Source organism: Paraburkholderia sp. UCT2 (assembly GCF_014397665.1).
Classification (GTDB): domain Bacteria; phylum Pseudomonadota; class Gammaproteobacteria; order Burkholderiales; family Burkholderiaceae; genus Paraburkholderia; species Paraburkholderia tuberum.
Window position 1 is genome coordinate 198,209 of record NZ_VZQO01000006.1, and the last position, 15,952, is coordinate 214,160.

Genomic DNA, 15,952 nt, shown 5'->3' on the forward strand with positions numbered 1-15,952 from the left:
GACGAGTATCGGCCTTTATCCGGAGGCGGGCTTGGGCTTTTTCGTGGCTGAAAGAGATTAAATCCGCACAACAGGCGAGGCGCCGGATCGCCGGCCGGGCGGCGCCGGCTACTTCGCAGCAAGGCGGCTGAGGCGCACGTCAGCACCGTCGCGCGAGGCGTCGAGGCTGCCCCTGGATGCCGAGTCCGGCATAGCCGCTACGCGATCAGGCGCCCAGCAATACGCCCGTTCGGATCGGCCGCGTGCCGGTCACGCGACCGAGCGGCGCACCGGCCGTCACGAAACGGATCGCGCGCCGCATGTACAGCACCCCTTCGGTCTGGCTCGCGATCGTGGTCGTCTCGTCGGTCAGCGGATCGACGATATCGAACAGCGGCTGGCCGACGCGGATCTTCTCGCCGATCTTCGCGCGGTGCACGAGAATCCCGCTCACCGGCGCATAGAACTGCTCGCTGCCCGCGAGCGGCGTCGCCGGCGACAGCAGCGGCGGCAACGGCTTGGCCTCGCCCCGAATCGCGCCGCGCCACACCAGATAGTCGACGAGCGCGTCGGCATCCTGCTGCGCGACTTCATACGACACGTCGCGCTGGCCGCGGCATTCGACCGTCACCGCGATCGAGCCGGTCGGCACCGGCTTGCTCGCCGGCATCTGCTGCTGCAACGTCCACCACAGCAGGCTGTGAGTTTCGTCGAATGCGCCGCCGCCCGAATCGGTCGCGAGCAACGACGCCTCTGCGCCGAGATAGCGCGACAGCGGCTCGAACTCGGCCCAAGCGGATTCGCTCGTGTACACATGCATCGCCGCTTCGAGCGAGCAATGCAGATCGATCACGACGTCCGCGTCGCACGACAACTTCAGGAGCGCCAGTTGCAGCGACTCGAATTCGGTCAGCGGCTTCTGTTGCGCGAGTTCGGCCGCGAGCAGCTCGCGCACGATGCGGCGGTTCTCGTTCGCGTCGGCGCCGAGCGCCTCTTTTGCATTCGCGACGAGCTTTGCGAACTGCACGAAATGCCGGTTGAAGTTCTTGCCACTGCCGAGATCGAAGCGGCCGATGAACTGCCCGAGCACGTACTGACTGAGCCCGACCGGATTCGACACCGGCACGAGCACGATTTGAGCGCTCAGCGCGCCGGCTTCCTCGAGCTCCCGCAGACGCCGCTTCAGCAGCACCGTGGTCAGCATCGCGGGCGTTTCGTCGGCATGCAGCGACGCCTGGATGTAGATCTTCTGCCCGCTATTGGCCGGGCCGAAATGAAACGACACCAGTTCGCGGTGCGTGCCGATGGCTGGCGACACAAGCGGAATCGATTGCCTGTTCATGAATGGAAAGCCGTGAAGATAAGGTTGGAAATCTGGATCAATTGCCGTACGGATCGAAGTCGAAGTACTTCTTCGCGATCTGCGCATAGGTGCCGTCTTTGCGCATCGACGCGATCGCCGCGTTGATCGATGCCTGCACCGCGGTTTCGTCCTTGCGTAAGCCGATGCCGACGCCGCGATCTCCCATCGAAAGCGGCTCGCCGACAAACGCGAAGCCCTTGCCCGCGGGCGTGCGCAGGAAGCCGTAATCGGCCTCGACGGTGCCGAGCAACGCGCCGTCGAGCCGGCCGTTCTGCAGATCGGCGAACACCTCGTCCTGGCTCTTGTAGGCGACCACGTTCGCGCCGAGCGGCGTCCAGTTCTTCAGTGCGTAGCCCTCGAACTGCGTGCCCGACTGCACGCCGATCTGCTTGCCGGCAAGTCCGCTCGCCGTAGGCGCAAGCGACGAGCCTTGCCGCGCGATCAGCCGCGACTTGAACTGGAACAGCTTCGACGAAAACAGAATCTGCTGCTCGCGCTTCTCGGTGATCGCCATCGACGACAGCACCGCGTCGATCTTGCGCGCCTGCAGCGCCGGAATCATGCCCGAAAACTCGAGTTCGACCCACTGACAATGCGCGTGGATGCGCCGGCAAATCTCGTTGCCGAGATCGACGTCGAAGCCCTTCAGGCTGCCATCGGGCGCCTTCGAGTCCATCGGCGGATAGGTCGGATCGATGCCGAGGCGCAACGTGTTGGCGTCAGCGGCGAACGCGCCGCTGCTGAAAGCCAGCGCGGCGCAGAGAGTCATCAGTGGAGTTTTCATGGAAGGCGACGATGAGCGGATCAGGACAGCGTGATCGTAAGCCGCTGTGGCGCCTCGAAGAAGTCCCGTTCGGACTATCATGATCACTTTTACCGATCACCAAACCCTGTCGCCATGGCATTGACGATTTCCCAGCTGCGCGCGTTCACGGCGGTCGCCGAGCATGGCAGCATCCGCGCGGCGTCGCGCGCGCTCGGCATCGCGCAAAGCGGCATCACGCAGCAGTTGCAGAACCTCGAATCGATGCTCGGCGCGACGCTGTTCACGCGCACGAATCGCGGCATTGCGCTGACCGCGCTGGGCCAGCGGCTGCTGCAGCGGGCCGGCGCGATCCTCGGTGAATGCGAGCGTGCCGAGCAGGACGTGCGGCAACTGCGCGGCGACTACGTGGGCGAGGTCACGTTCGGCATGACGACAGAGCCGCTCGTCGACGCGTTCGCGCCCGTGCTGATGGAATTTCGTGCGCGCTTCGAGCGCGTCGCCGTGCATCTGCGCACGGGCACGTCGCGCATGATGATTTCGTGGATCCGCGAAGGCACGCTGGATTTCGCTGTCGCGCTCGTATCGAAGCAGACCGACACCGCCGATCTGTCGGTCACGCCGCTCTATCCGTCCGACCCGGTAATCGTGTGCCGGCGCGGTCATCCGAAGGCGCGCGCGAAGTCGCTCGCCGAACTCGTCGATTGCAGGTGGGTGACGACGCGCTCGCCGAATCTGACCGAGGAGCCGCACGTGAACCGGTTGAGCCATCTGTTCGATAGCTACGGCTTGCCGCCGCCGAAGATCGTCGCGACCGTCGAGGGCTTGTACGAGACGCTGCACCTGGTAGCCGCGACCGATTGCCTGTCGCTCGAATCATCGGTCATCGCGAAGCGCGGACCGTTCGCGGACGTGCTGACGACGATCCCCGTGCGCGAGCGCGCGTTGCAGCAGAACGTCTGTCTGCTGCAACGCGCCGCGATTCCGCTGACCCCAGCCGCGCAGGAGTTCGCGACGATGATGGCGTCGTACGCACGCGCGGTGCGGGCGCATTGAGCGTTGAGCGTTGAACTCCAACGCGCCGCTCAAGCCGCCGTTGCTTCGAGCGCTATCAATTCTTCGATGCGCTGCCTGCGTCGGATCAGCCGCGCGTTGCCGCGCTCGATCAGCACCTCGGGCGCGAGCGGCCGGCTGTTGTAGTTCGATGACATCGACGCGCCATACGCGCCTGTGTCATGGAACACGAGCAGGTCGCCCACTCGAGGCGCGGGCATCGACCGGCTCGTGACGACACCGCCTTGCGCCTGCGTGAACACGTCGCCGGCTTCGCACAGTGGCCCCGCCACGCTGAACGAGCCGGCCGGCGCATCGCTCGGCGTGCCGTTGCGCCGAAGCACGCTGATCTCGTGATAACTGCCGTAGTACGACGGCCGCACCAGGTCGTTGAAGCCCGCATCGAGCAACGCGAATTGCCGCGACGGCCGCCGGTTCAGCGCGTGCACTTCGGCGACGAGTACACCTGCCTGCGCGACCAGAAAGCGCCCCGGTTCGATTTCGAGTCGCACGCGATGCCCGACGCGTGCTTCGATGCGGCGCCGCGCGTCATCCCACAGCCGGAAATAATGCGCGGTATCGACACTTAGCTCGCCATCGCGATACGGCACCGACAAACCACCACCCGCGGAAATCGCCTCGATATCCTGATCGAGTTGCGACACCGCATCGACCATCGCATCGCATACTTTCGCGAGATGCGCGTAATCGACACCCGAGCCGATATGCATATGCAGCCCGACGAGCTTCAGCCGATAGCGCCGCACCAGTTCGAGCGCGCGTGGCAGGTCATCGCGCCAGATGCCGTGCTTGCTGTGCTCGCCGCCTGTGTTGGTCTTGCTGCTGTGGCCGTGACCGAAGCCGGGATTGATCCGCAGCCACACGCGATGGCCTTCGCTCGCGTGTCTCCCGAGCCGTTCGAGCATGTCGGGCGAGCCGGCGTTGACCGTGATTCGCTCGTCGAGCACGGTGGCCAGCGTCGCGTGGTCGAGCACGTCGGCGGTGAAGACGACGCCTTCGGGCCCACCGTTCGATGCGGGTTGAGCCGCATAGCCCGCGGCAAAACTGCGCGCGAGTTCACCCAAAGAGACCGCATCGAGCATCACGCCTTCGTCGCGCATCAGCTTCAGGATGTGCACGTTCGAGCAGGCCTTCTGCGCGTAGCGGATCGTGTCGAAACTGCGCAACTGCGCGATGCGCCGGCGGATCGTGTCGGCGTCATAGACCCATAGCGGCGTGCCGTGCTGGCGCGCGAGGTCGGCGAGTTGACGGGAGTCGAATGGCGTCATGGTCGGTTGCATGTCGAAGCTTTGCGAAAGCGATAGCCGACATGATGATCCGCGGCGATCATTCAGTAAAATACCAATCTATTGCTCGCCTATTCACTTTTGATATAGCACGGACCCACCATGGCGCTCACGCACCGGCACATCGAAATCTTCCGCGCGCTGATGACGGCCGGCAGCGTGACCAAGGCAGCCGAGATGCTGTTCACGTCGCAGCCCACCGTGAGCCGCGAACTCGCGCGCATGGAACAGAGCATCGGCTTCGCGTTGTTCGAGCGAGTGCAGGGCCGGCTGCGTCCCACGCAATCCGCGCTGACGCTGTTCGACGAGATCAAGCGCGTGTATGTCGGGCTCGAACGCGTCGCGTCGACGGCGGCCGCGCTGCGGGAATTCAAGGGTGGCCAGCTGTCCGTGATCGCGCTGCCGGTGTTTTCGCATTCGATCCTGCCGGGCGCCGTCAAACGCTTTCACGATGTGCAGCCGGGCGTCAGCGTATCGATCGCGACGCAGGAGTCGCCGTTTCTCGAAGAATGGCTGAGCGCGCAGCGCTACGACCTCGGCCTCACCGAGCACGACGCGCCGCCGCCCGGCACGCGGCTCACGCCACTCATCGCCGTCGATGAAGTGTGTGTGCTGCCCGACGCTCACCCGCTGCTCGCGAAACGCGTGATCGCATTGAAAGATTTCGCCGATCAGGCGTTCATCAGCCTGTCCGCGAACGATCCATACCGGCTGCAAATCGACGAAGCGTTCGCGCGAGCCGGCATCGCGCGCCGCCTGCTGATCGAAACGCCGACCGCGGTGTCCGTGTGCAGCTTCGTGCGGCAAGGGCTCGGCATTGCGATCGTCAATCCGCTGACCGCGCTCGATTTCGCGGGCCACAATCTGCATATCCGGCCGCTCGCGTCGTCGCTGCCGTTTCGCGTCAGCGTGATCCGTCCCGAGCACCGGCCCGCGCATCCGCTCGCGGACGCGTTCGTCGGCGCGCTGCAAAGCGAAGCCGCCGCGCTGCGGCTACAATTGAAGCGCCACACCAGCCCCAAGCGGTCATCGCATTCATAGCAGTCACGGCGGCGTCCCCGCTTCATCGCCCGGCGAATCCGCGCAGCGCCACGCGCGTTCGCGCGGGGCCACGGCCCGAACCGTCCGCCGCGCGAACCGGGCACGCTTCGAGCTGACATCACCCGCATACCGATTACCGACGCGCCGCGCGTCTGCGCCGCACCGGGGCGCCGTTTTTAGCGCCGTTTTCCAGGCTTCACGTCATAGACCCTCAACAGGAGTGTTCCAAATGATGAATCGAGACAATCCCGTCTGGCTGATCACAGGCTGTTCCACCGGCTTCGGCCGCGAGCTCGCGAAGCTCGTGCTGGAACGCGGCTGGCGCGCGGTCGTCACCGCGCGCGATGCATCGAAAGTGAAGGACATCGCAGAGGGGCACGGCGAGCGCGCGCTGGTGCTGCCGCTCGACGTGACCAATCGTGCGCAGATTGAAACCGTGGTCGCGCAGGCGAAGCGCCATTTCGGCCGCATCGACGCGCTCGTCAACAACGCGGGCTACGGTTATCTGGCCGCGATCGAGGAAGGCGAGGACAGCGAAGTCCGCGCGATGTTCGAGACCAACGTGTTCGGCCTCGTCGACATCACGAAGGCCGTGCTGCCGATCATGCGTGAGCAGCGCAGCGGTTTGATCGTCAACGTGTCGTCGATTGGCGGGATTGCGAGTTTCGCGGCGACCGGCTACTACCATGCGACGAAGTACGCAGTGGAAGGGCTGTCGGAATCGCTCGCGCTGGAAGTGAAACCACTCGGCATCGGCGTGCTGATCGTCGAGCCTGGGCCGTTTCGCACCAACTGGGCGGGTCCGTCGATCAAGCAGTCGGCAACCTTGATCGACGACTATGCGTCGACCGCCGGCGAGCGCCGCAAGCAGACCGAAGCGCGCAGCGGCAACCAGGCCGGCGACCCGGTGCGCGCCGCGCAGGCGATCATCGATGCGGCGTTGTCGGACGCGCCGCCGTTGCGGCTGCTGCTCGGCAAGACCGCGCTCGATCTCGCGTACAGGAAGCTCGACTTTCTGCGCGGCGATTTCGACACCTGGCGAGCGACGAGCGAGGGGGCGGATTATCCGGAAGGGACGGCGTAGAGCGGGTTTATCAGGCGAGCCTCGGCCCGCCGCTTAAAACTCCACCAGCGCAAAATCTTCCTTGCCCACATCGCACAGCGGGCAGCGCCAGTCGGCCGGCACATCGACCCAGCGCGTGCCCGGCGCGATGCCCTCTTCCGGCACGCCGGCGGCTTCGTCGTAGACCCAGCCGCAGATCACGCAGACCCATTGCTTGAAGTCGTCGGCTGTGGCGACGTTCGCGGCCGACCGTGCATCGGGCGTACCGGTCGCAGCGGCATCCGCCGCGCACGTGCGCGCCGTCGCATCGAGGCTCACGACGAGCGGCGCGACCGTGCCGCTACCGGTTCCCGCGAGCCGCGCCTTCAGGCTGTCGAGCAGGCGCTGCGCTTCGTCGCGGGTCAGATCGATCCAGTACGGATCGCCGGCGCCGTCGTTGAGCCGCTCGGGGGAAAACTGGATTTCTACGGCTACGCCCTTCTTGTACATGGCAATCAAAAATCTCGAGAAAGCCGGCGACGCGCGCCGGCACAAGGCTGCCCGCGCGACGCGGGCGCTGCTTCAGTGCGCGTGGACCAGCAGATTCAGCGCGATCGAGGCGATCAGGCCAGCGGCGCCGATCAGGCCAAGCAACTGCAGCAGAGTGAGGGATTTACGCGAGTTGGTGGGGGTTTGTTGCGTGGTCACGAGCGAGTCTTGAAGTTCGGAAAAAGCGCAATGGTACACGGGTGCGGACGCGACGAATGTCGATTGGCGCAAACTCGCGCGCAATCAAAGTACCGGGCGATATTATCGCCGCTCGCGCGCCGCGCATTGTCTACCGTGGGGAGATGGATTAATTCCCGGCGAGGGGGAAAGCCGTGGCGGGACAGGGTGCGCGGCGCCGGTGAACAGACCCGCGCCGCGCCGCGCTCAGGTCTTGGCGAGCGGATCGCCGTGACGCGAATCCCAGAAACGGATCACCGCCGTATCGCCGGTGCCCGCGCCGACCACCTGGTCCGGCGCGCCGCACTCGCGCAGCAGCGCGCGCAAGTCGTTGATGACCGGGAACACCTCGTGATTCCAGTCCGCTCCCTGCGAATCGTGGGCGCGCTGCTCCGCCTCGACGATCTCGCGATCCTCCTTGAAAATGCGCTCGGTGAACCACACCAGCAGCGGCCATGCGAGATTCATCACACCCGGAATGCCGGGCTTGCGGATCGACAGCAGCCCGAACGTTCGGTTGGTGCGCTGCTCGCGGTCGAGCGGCACATAGACGATCCACAGGTCCATCACCAGCGTCTGCTCGTCGTTGCGGATTTGCAGCGTCTGGAACGGGTATTCGGTGCGGATCGTCATGACGTCTTTGTCGCCGGAGCCACCGGTCTTGCGCCTCTCGCCGAACACCATCGCCTCGCCTAGCGGCTGCTGCCCCTCCATGCGCGCAAACGTGTAGTCGACCTCGACCCAGCCCTCACCGCGCCGCCGCCCGAGCGAACGCGCGCGCATACGCCCCATCTGGCGGCGATGCAGGAACTGATGATTCATGTCCATCAGGTTCTCGTGCATGAACGAATAATGACACTTGACCGGACGGCCGAAGCGGCGCGTCTTGTACTTCGGGTCGGACACCGAGCGAAAGCCCGGCAACGGCCGCTCCTGCGCGAGCGCGGCGTCGCCGGGAAACACGAAGATCAGTCCCTCCACTTCCTGACACGGATACGAGCGCACACCGTTCGGTAGACGCTCGCGGCCGAGGTACGGCACGTCGATGCACTTGCCCGAGCAGTCGTAGGTCCAGCCGTGATAGCCGCAGCGAATCGATTCGCCGTCGACCACGCCCTGATGCAGCGGCACCTGCCGATGCGCGCAGCGATCTTCCAGCGCGAACACTTTGCCGCTCCCGGTGCGCGCGAGCACGATCGGATCGCCGGCGAAGGTTACGCCGAGCGTCTTGCCGCGCTTCACTTCATGCGACCACGCGAGTGGGTACCAGTAATCCGGATGAATGGCGACGCGGCGCAGATCGCGCACCGGCGCCTCGTGAGTGGCTTGAGCAGGCGCGGCAGCGAGCGTTGCGCCTGCGGATTCCTGTTCCTGTTCGAGCGGGGGAACTGCATGCATAGGTCAAGCCTCCGTGCACCAGCGGATGGAAGGTTGCCGCGCTGCATGGCAGCGCGGCATCTTCACCAGTCTACTTGATGCAGCCGCCGCATGGCACTTTCGCCGGCATGCGCGATGCATCGCAGCACACATTGCGCAGCAGCGCGCATCAGGGTGAACGAGCTTCCTTTACCACACCCGCCCTACAGAAACATTGGCCTGCTCGTCGAACTGCTCAATCCTCGTCGAGCGCGACGAGCCCGGAGCGCCGTTGCACGCCCCACGCGCGGCCGCCCCGCAGAAAATGCAGCCAGCCGAGCGCGGCGCCCAGATGACGCGCGAGCTGGAACGAGAACGGCTCCGCAACGGCCGCGAGCATCGCCATGCCGAGACTGTTGCCACTGCGCTCGCCGGTCCAGCGCCGGTAGAGATGGATGCTCCACAGGTAAAACGCCAGATCGATCGCCGTTTTCAGGCCGATCACGCTGAAGATCGACACGACGATCGCCCCGTGTCCGCCGAACAGAAAACCGAGTAGCAATGCGAATGCCGTGAGGCCGTAGATCGGCTGCATCGTGTCGACCGCCTTGACCGGCAGCATCAGCATGCCGAGCGTGCCGTAGCGCGGATTGCCGGTCATGTCGCGGTTCCAGTACTGGGTCTGCAGGAAGCCCGCGAACCAGCGACGGCGCTGGCGCAGAAAGCTCGCGAGGGTGTCGGGCGCATCGGTGCGCGCATGCGCTTCGCCGACCACGCGCACGTCCCAGCCGAGCTCGTGATCCACCGAATAGCGGCGCAGCCGGTGAATCAGTTCGTAATCCTCGACCAGACACTGCGGATCGAAGCCGCCGACCGCGACGAGCGCATCGCGCCGGAACGACGCGAATGCGCCCGAGATCAGCAGCAGGCTGTCCGCGCGCATCCACGCGAAACGCGCGATGAAGTTGCGCATGTACTCGTAGGTCTGGAACCACTGGAACACGCGGCCCGACAGCGACTTGCCGCAGACCGGCACGAGAATGCCCGCTGCCGCGACGAGCGACGGCTCGCTCGCGAACGCGGCGCGCATCGCGTAGGTGGCGTCGTCGTCGAGCAGCGTGTCGGCGTCGACGGTCATCACGGTGTCGGTCGTCATCACGGTGATCGCGGCGTTCAGCGCGCGGGCCTTGCCGCCGTGCGGCACGCGCAGCCAGAACAGGTTCGGATGCAGCGAGCTCGGCGCGCTCAGCACGCCATCGGCGGCGGGCGTGAGGCCGAAGCGTTGCGTGAGCAGCTCGGCGGTGGCATCGGTGGAGCCGTCGTCGGCGATCACGATCTGCGCGGGGCCGTGCGTTTGCCGCAGCAGCGCGGCGAGCGTGACCGGCAACACGGCCGCCTCGTTACGGGACGCGACGATGACACCCATGCCCGGCAACTCGCGCCGTTCGTGGTCGGCTTCGAGCGGCGCCGCGCGGCGCGTGAGCGGCAACGACTTCCACGTGACGAACGCGAGCAGCAACGTGTCGTATACGACATACGCAATACCGGTCGACCACGCGAGCGCGCCACGCAGAAAGAATGCTCGCGCGAACAGCAGTGCCCACAGCACGACGACGCTGGAATGGATCAGCGTGCTCGATAGCGTCGCGCGACGCGGCAGAATGCGCGGCGACGCGACAGCGAGTGCCTGTTCTAGGGTCTTCTTCAAGGTGAGTGTTTCAGGTTCAGTTGGGTTGCGGTTAGTTGGCGAAGCTGTGTTCGCGCGCCATCAAAAACACGCCGCGACTTCACGGCGTCATGCGCTTCAATACCGATTTGCGATCGAGCCACTCATGCTTGAGCGCGCCGCCGATGTGCATCGCCAGCAACGCGTAGAGCGCATAACCGAGCCACGCATGCAGCGCGCCGAAGCGATCGTGCAACGTCTCTTTCAGTGTCGGGTCGAGATGCATCACATAGCCGAAGCGCGGCCATTGGAACAGGCCGAACCACTGCATCGGATGCGTGGCCGCGTCTTTCCACGCGGAATCGTGCAGCCAGCCGGACAGCGGCAACGCAATCATCAGCAAATACAGCGCGAAGTGCGCGAGGTGCGCGGCAATCTTTTCCCACGACGGAAACTCGCGCGGCAACGGCGGCGGCTTGTGCGACACGCGCCACAGGATGCGCAGCAGCGCGAGCCCGAGCACCGTGATGCCGATCGATTTGTGTGTGTCGATCACCGGACGCACCCAGTCGTCGGGCAGCGAATCGGCGGACAGAGCGAGCACGACATTGACGCACATCAGCAACGCGATCAGCCAGTGCAGCGTCATCGCGGTGCGCGTATAGCGCGGCGGGCGAGAGGCATCGGTCGAATCGGTCAGGGAATTCGCTTGGGTGTTCATGGGGGTTCCGTTCGCGAGGGCGATGAATGCCGCGAAAGCTGTTTGAAAATCGACGCTACCGGTATCAGGCAAACGCCCAAGTGTGCCGTTTTATTCCGCAAAGCGCTCAACCTGCGTGTTTCAGTTTGTTTCGGGCTTTGGAGGCACGACGCGCGCGCAAATCGCACTCGCGTGGCTGCTTTTTAGCTGGTGTTTTGGCCCATGTTCTGGCTGGCGTCCCGCAGATCAGCGTGGGACTCGCGGCAGCATCGAGTTCACCTTGCGCTTGCGCGCGTTCGAGCCGTCGCTCGAACGCGGTGTCGAACGTGACGAGGCCAGCCGCGATGTAGCGATCAAGCGTGTCCGATTTCTATCCGATCAATTCGCCAGCGCCCTTTTGAGCGCCTTCTGGTCACGTTCGAGCTGCATTCTCATGTGCCGCATGAACTGCCTCGCGGTTTCCGTGAGTGGGGTACCAGGGCGAAACACCAGCACTCCTGTGAACATTACCTCGATGTCGATCGGCTTCACGACGAGTCCCCGCTCTGCGAAGTCCAACGTCACGAGCGGATGAGCGATTCCTATACCGACTCCCGCGAGCGCCAGTTCGCAGATCGTGTGCGAATACGGCGTCTCGACGACCGGTTTGAGACGGATTTCGCGTGCCGTGAGTTGCGTTTCCAGGCGTAGCCTGGTGCTGTCTTCGGGATTCAGCGCGATGAAAGGAAATTCAGGCAGGTCCGCAACAGCGATGACAGGACGCGTGGCCAAAGGATGATGCGAGTTCATCACTGCGACAGCCCGCATACGCGCGAACACCGAGTGTTCGAGGCCGGCCATCGACATCTCGTCGGACATCAGGCCGAAATCCACCTGTCCAGCCGAGACCTTCTCATGCACTTCGCGCGAACTCATCACCTGTAGCGAAATTTGCACGTTCCTGGACGGGGCATCGAACGCCGCAATGACACGTGGCAGAAAGCCTGTGCCCAGTGCCGGCAGAGAGGCGATCGCCATCCGGCCCAATCCGTAGGACCGCAAACTACGGATTCGATGCTCGATGACCTCGAATCCGCGAAAGTACTGGTCAACCTCACGCATCAGGGCGACGGCTTCCTGGGTGGGAACGAGCCGGCTGCGTATCCGCTCGAACAGGCCGAAGTCCGCCATGGTTTCCAGACGCCTGATGGCCTGACTGACAGCCGGTTGCGAAATGCCGAGCAGGGCCGCCGCCTTGCTCGTGCTTCCTGCGTTCATGACCGCCCTGAACACTTCAATATCCCTGATCCGCATAACCTAAACTTATTGAGCTAATTATTTCCGATGTTGATGCAATCCCGGGTGAAAGTAAACTTCGATCATCAATCCACCACGAGGCATCGCCGGGAGCAAGATGACAAGCAATCCCCAGAAAGCGCCGCAGCCGTTCCGCAGCCTGTCCCCATCCGTCATGCGGGCATCGACAGTTGTATTCGATTCTCTGGCCGAGTTTTCGCGCCGCAAGGAGCGGCAACCGGACGGTTACAGCTATGGCATCACCGGAACGCCAACGGCTCGTGAACTGGAGCACCGCATCGCCGAGCTCGAAGGTGGCGCGCATTGCGTGGTGACGCCTTCCGGTCAATCGGCGCTGATGACGACCGCGATGGGCTTCGTGCGCGGCGGCGATCACCTGCTGGTGTCCGCTGCCTGCTACGGCGCGTTCAAGACATTCGCGCATAAGTGGCTGGCGCACTTCGACGTCGAGGTCGAACTGTATCCGCCGGCAATCGGGGCTGCGATTCAAAAGTACATCAAGCCCAACACCCGCATGATCTGCATGGAGTCGCCGGGGACGGTGACGATGGAGATGCCCGACATTCCGGCGATCGTCGAAGTCGCGAAACGTCACGGCGTATTGACGATGATGGACAACACCTGGGCAAGCCCTCTCGCTTTCAAACCGCTCGAACATGGTGTGGATTTCAGCGTCGAAGCCGCGACGAAATTTTTTGGTGGTCATTCGGATCTCCTGGCGGGCTGCATCAGCATGAACGACGCGGATTACTACGCGACCTTGCGCGAGACGCAGAGCGTTCTCGGCCAGCAGACCAGCCCTGATGACTGCTTCCTCGTCATGCGCGGCCTGCAAACCCTGAAGGTTCGCTTCGCTGCCCAGAGCGCCTCAACGCTGCAGATTGCGAGGGAACTCGAACGTCACCCGGAAGTGAGCAAGGTGCTGTTCCCGGCACTGCCGTCCGATGCCGGTCATGCCATCTGGAAGCGGGATTTTGCGAGCAGCGGGTGTCTCTTCTCCCTGATCCTCCAGCCCGCGGCGGAGGACGCGTTCAACGCATTCTTCGATACGCTCCAATATTTCCCCATCGGGGCGAGCTGGGGAGGCGTGCATAGCCTCGCTGCCTACTACCCGGCCCCGTTGCAGGCCGAGCGTGCGTTCCCGCTTACCGACCAGCCTATCGTGCGCCTTTCGATCGGGTTGGAGGACCCGGCGATGCTGCTTGCGGATCTGAATGCCGGTCTTGACGCATTCGGACGCGCCCGGGCAACCGCTGCGTAGATTTTTTAATTCAATTTATCTGGATGAGTGAGTACGAGATGAAATCAATCAATGGATGGAGACGCTTTGCCACGGTAGCGAGTTTCGTGACGCTTTCCGCGGCATTCAGTTCACCCGCTACTGTGCAGGCAGCGGATCTTCTCGCGCAGGTGAAGGCGAATGGCACATTGCGCGTGGCCAACACCCAGAGTAGTCCCCCATGGAGCATGCTTGACGAAAACAATCAACCTGTCGGCTATGACGTTGCAATTGCAAAGGAAGTCGGCAAGCGCATTGGCGTGCCGAACGTAGTATTCGTCGCCGATTCGTTCAAGAACTTCGTGGAAGGGTTGAAGACGGGCAAGTACGACCTTGTGATGAACGATCTCACGCCTACACCTGAACGGCAACAACAGGTTGATTTCGGCGAACCATACGGCGTGGAGGATTTCCGCATTTTCGTACCCGCCGGCAACACAGACATTAAGGGCAAGGAAACCCTTAAGGGCAAGCGAGTGGGAGTGGTCACTGGCTCGAGCAATGAAACTTGGGCACGAGCACACCTGCATGACTCCGACATCCGTTCGTACGATAACGGGGGACTCGTCTTCAGCGATCTGGGCAATGGACGTATCGACGCAGTCATCATCTCGCACTTCGGCGGCATGAAGTACGCCAACGTCAACCATTTACCGGTCAAGGAAGTGGGCGAACCCTTGATCTACCAGCTATCAGCGCCGGCTTTGCAGAAAGGCCAACCGGCCCTGCTCGCAGCGGTCGATAAGGCGATTGCAGACATGATGGCTGACGGGACGATCGAGGCCATTGCCAGGAAGTGGGTCGGGCAAGATTACGATATGGCCGGCACGATCACCAAAGCGAAGGCACACAAGGAGTAGTCATGCTCGAGCTTTTCATGCGCTCGCTTCCGCTGTTAAAGAGTGCGGTGCTGATGACACTCTTTCTCGGTTTGTTGTCGTTTGTGCTCGGCTCGACGCTAGGGTTGCTGGTCGCCTTGGCTCGTATCTCCAGCATAGGTGCACTACGCGCCTTCGCATTCGCATATGTATCCATCTTCCGTGGCACGCCGCTGCTCGTGCAGATACTGCTGATCTATTTCGGTTTGCCCCGGTACGGTCTGACACTTGACCCGGTTCCCGCCGCGCTCCTCGCGCTCACGCTGTTTTCGGCCGCGTATCTGAGCGAGAACTTCCGTTCCGGCATCAACGCGGTGGACAAGGGCCAGTGGGAAGCTGCGATGTCGCTGGGCATGGGTTACTGGAAAGCCATGTCGCGGGTTATTCTTCCCCAAGGACTACGCATCGCCATTCCGCCTGTCGGCAGCCGCATGATTGCACTCATCAAAGATACATCCCTCGCTTCGACAATTACGGTGGTAGAACTGACCCGCGTCGCCGACCAGGTCGGCGCCTCCACCTTCCGCTACATGGAAATGTTCCTGATGGTCGGCCTGATCTACTGGGGCATCAACCAGATTCTCACGATAGTCCAGACCGTCCTCGAGAATCGCATTTCGAGGCGTTTTGTATGAATACTGATATCAGGACGATTGAAGTCCGTGGACTTTCGAAGGCATTTGGCGACAACCAGGTCTTGCGCGGCGTCGATTTCAGCGTATCGAAAGGCGAGGTTGTCGTTGTAATGGGTCCCTCCGGGTCGGGCAAGACCACGCTGCTGCGCTCACTGAACTTCCTCGAGGTACCGGATGCCGGCAGCGTGACAGTATGCGGCATTGATGTCGAATGCAACGGTTTGTCAAAACCGTCACGCCAGAATCAGAAGAAGATCCGCGCGATCCGCCAGCGCACCGCGATGGTGTTCCAGTCGTTCAACCTCTTTCCGCACAGGACAGCACTGGAAAACGTGATGGAAGGTCCGATCAGCGTCAAGGGTGTCCCTCGTGCGCAAGCGTCGGAGCGCGCAATTCACCTGCTGACACAGGTTGGCCTGGCCGCAAAAGCCAACGAATATCCGGCACGGCTGTCCGGCGGTCAGAAGCAGCGCGTAGCGATCGCGCGGGCGCTCGCGATGGATCCAGAGGTCATCTTCTTCGACGAGCCCACGTCTGCCCTCGATCCAGCGCTGCGGGAGGATGTCCTGACCGTCATGCGCGACGTTGCCAAAGCGGGCATGACGATGCTGATCGTCACGCACGAAGTGCGGTTTGCGCGAGATGTAGCGGATCGGGTTGTTTTTATGGACGGCGGCGTGGTTGCCGAAGACACGACACCGCAAGCCTTCTTTGGTGAAGGCAGCAGTCCACGGGTAAGGCAGTTTCTGCATCTGATCGAGACCTGAGTATTGAGTACGCCGCGACACCGCCTTGAATCACGCGTAGGGCTTCCGTTGCAAAAGCGTTGGCGGAAGAGTTCGTGCCTTATCGCGAGGAGCAGGAGAGG

General features: G+C 63.2%; 16 protein-coding genes. 7 read left to right on the top strand and 9 right to left on the bottom strand.

All coding sequences use genetic code 11. The features are described from left to right. Nucleotides 1-205: 205 nt before the first annotated feature. The gene (locus F6X39_RS07635; RefSeq protein ID WP_187616174.1) at nucleotides 206-1,321 is read right to left on the bottom strand and encodes a succinylglutamate desuccinylase/aspartoacylase family protein; all 1,116 of its coding nucleotides are present in this window, start codon (nucleotides 1,319-1,321) and stop codon (nucleotides 206-208) included. Nucleotides 1,322-1,358: 37 nt separating this feature from the next. Continuing rightward, complete coding sequence (locus F6X39_RS07640) at nucleotides 1,359-2,126, bottom strand: transporter substrate-binding domain-containing protein (RefSeq protein WP_187616175.1); 768 nt, start codon at nucleotides 2,124-2,126, stop codon at nucleotides 1,359-1,361. Between the two features lie 114 nt (nucleotides 2,127-2,240). On the opposite strand from F6X39_RS07640, the gene F6X39_RS07645 reads away from it, so the two are divergent. Next, a complete protein-coding gene (locus F6X39_RS07645) occupies nucleotides 2,241-3,161 on the top strand; it encodes a LysR substrate-binding domain-containing protein (protein WP_187616176.1) in 921 nt (306 codons plus the stop codon). A 29-nt stretch (nucleotides 3,162-3,190) separates the two neighbouring features. On the opposite strand, the gene lysA is transcribed toward F6X39_RS07645, so the two are convergent. After that, nucleotides 3,191-4,447, bottom strand: coding sequence for a diaminopimelate decarboxylase (lysA, locus tag F6X39_RS07650; RefSeq protein WP_262413595.1), 1,257 nt, complete (start codon nucleotides 4,445-4,447; stop codon nucleotides 3,191-3,193). A gap of 120 nt (nucleotides 4,448-4,567) precedes the next feature. Between lysA and F6X39_RS07655 the strand changes: the two genes are divergently transcribed. Then, nucleotides 4,568-5,506, top strand: a complete 939-nt coding sequence (locus F6X39_RS07655; RefSeq protein ID WP_187616178.1) for a LysR family transcriptional regulator — start codon at nucleotides 4,568-4,570, stop codon at nucleotides 5,504-5,506. A gap of 229 nt (nucleotides 5,507-5,735) precedes the next feature. Then, entirely contained in the window at nucleotides 5,736-6,590 is an 855-nt protein-coding gene (locus F6X39_RS07660; RefSeq protein WP_184030598.1) for an oxidoreductase, read from the top strand. A 33-nt stretch (nucleotides 6,591-6,623) separates the two neighbouring features. Here the strand turns inward: F6X39_RS07660 and F6X39_RS07665 are convergent, their stop codons facing one another. The 6 genes from F6X39_RS07665 to F6X39_RS07690 form a co-directional block, all read right to left on the bottom strand. Continuing rightward, nucleotides 6,624-7,058, bottom strand: coding sequence for a rubredoxin (locus tag F6X39_RS07665; protein ID WP_187616179.1), 435 nt, complete (start codon nucleotides 7,056-7,058; stop codon nucleotides 6,624-6,626). A 72-nt stretch (nucleotides 7,059-7,130) separates the two neighbouring features. After that, nucleotides 7,131-7,256 carry a hypothetical protein gene (locus tag F6X39_RS36635; RefSeq protein ID WP_260327592.1) on the bottom strand — a complete coding sequence of 42 codons (126 nt, stop codon included), beginning with the start codon at nucleotides 7,254-7,256 and terminating at the stop codon, nucleotides 7,131-7,133. A 225-nt stretch (nucleotides 7,257-7,481) separates the two neighbouring features. Further along, entirely contained in the window at nucleotides 7,482-8,672 is a 1,191-nt protein-coding gene (locus tag F6X39_RS07675) for an aromatic ring-hydroxylating oxygenase subunit alpha (protein ID WP_090807989.1), read from the bottom strand. A gap of 214 nt (nucleotides 8,673-8,886) precedes the next feature. After that, on the bottom strand, nucleotides 8,887-10,338 hold the full coding sequence (locus F6X39_RS07680; protein WP_187616180.1) for a glycosyltransferase family 2 protein: 1,452 nt from the start codon (nucleotides 10,336-10,338) through the stop codon (nucleotides 8,887-8,889). Between the two features lie 79 nt (nucleotides 10,339-10,417). Continuing rightward, nucleotides 10,418-11,017, bottom strand: coding sequence for a cytochrome b (locus F6X39_RS07685; protein WP_090807993.1), 600 nt, complete (start codon nucleotides 11,015-11,017; stop codon nucleotides 10,418-10,420). Nucleotides 11,018-11,374: 357 nt separating this feature from the next. Continuing rightward, nucleotides 11,375-12,289 carry a LysR substrate-binding domain-containing protein gene (locus tag F6X39_RS07690; protein WP_184030617.1) on the bottom strand — a complete coding sequence of 305 codons (915 nt, stop codon included), beginning with the start codon at nucleotides 12,287-12,289 and terminating at the stop codon, nucleotides 11,375-11,377. 100 nt (nucleotides 12,290-12,389) lie between these two features. On the opposite strand from F6X39_RS07690, the gene metC reads away from it, so the two are divergent. Genes metC through F6X39_RS07710 form a run of 4 tightly spaced genes read left to right on the top strand, consistent with a single transcriptional unit; the run spans nucleotide 12,390 to nucleotide 15,851 of the window. Then, a complete protein-coding gene (metC, locus tag F6X39_RS07695) occupies nucleotides 12,390-13,553 on the top strand; it encodes a cystathionine beta-lyase (protein ID WP_187616181.1) in 1,164 nt (387 codons plus the stop codon). A gap of 38 nt (nucleotides 13,554-13,591) precedes the next feature. After that, entirely contained in the window at nucleotides 13,592-14,431 is an 840-nt protein-coding gene (locus F6X39_RS07700; RefSeq protein WP_262413600.1) for an ABC transporter substrate-binding protein, read from the top strand. 2 nt (nucleotides 14,432-14,433) lie between these two features. Next, nucleotides 14,434-15,084 (top strand): amino acid ABC transporter permease, encoded by a 651-nt coding sequence (locus tag F6X39_RS07705; RefSeq protein ID WP_184057818.1) that lies wholly within the window; start codon nucleotides 14,434-14,436, stop codon nucleotides 15,082-15,084. Next, nucleotides 15,081-15,851 carry an amino acid ABC transporter ATP-binding protein gene (locus F6X39_RS07710; protein ID WP_187616183.1) on the top strand — a complete coding sequence of 257 codons (771 nt, stop codon included), beginning with the start codon at nucleotides 15,081-15,083 and terminating at the stop codon, nucleotides 15,849-15,851. The genes F6X39_RS07705 and F6X39_RS07710 overlap by 4 nt, the downstream gene beginning before the upstream one ends. Nucleotides 15,852-15,952 lie beyond the last annotated feature (101 nt).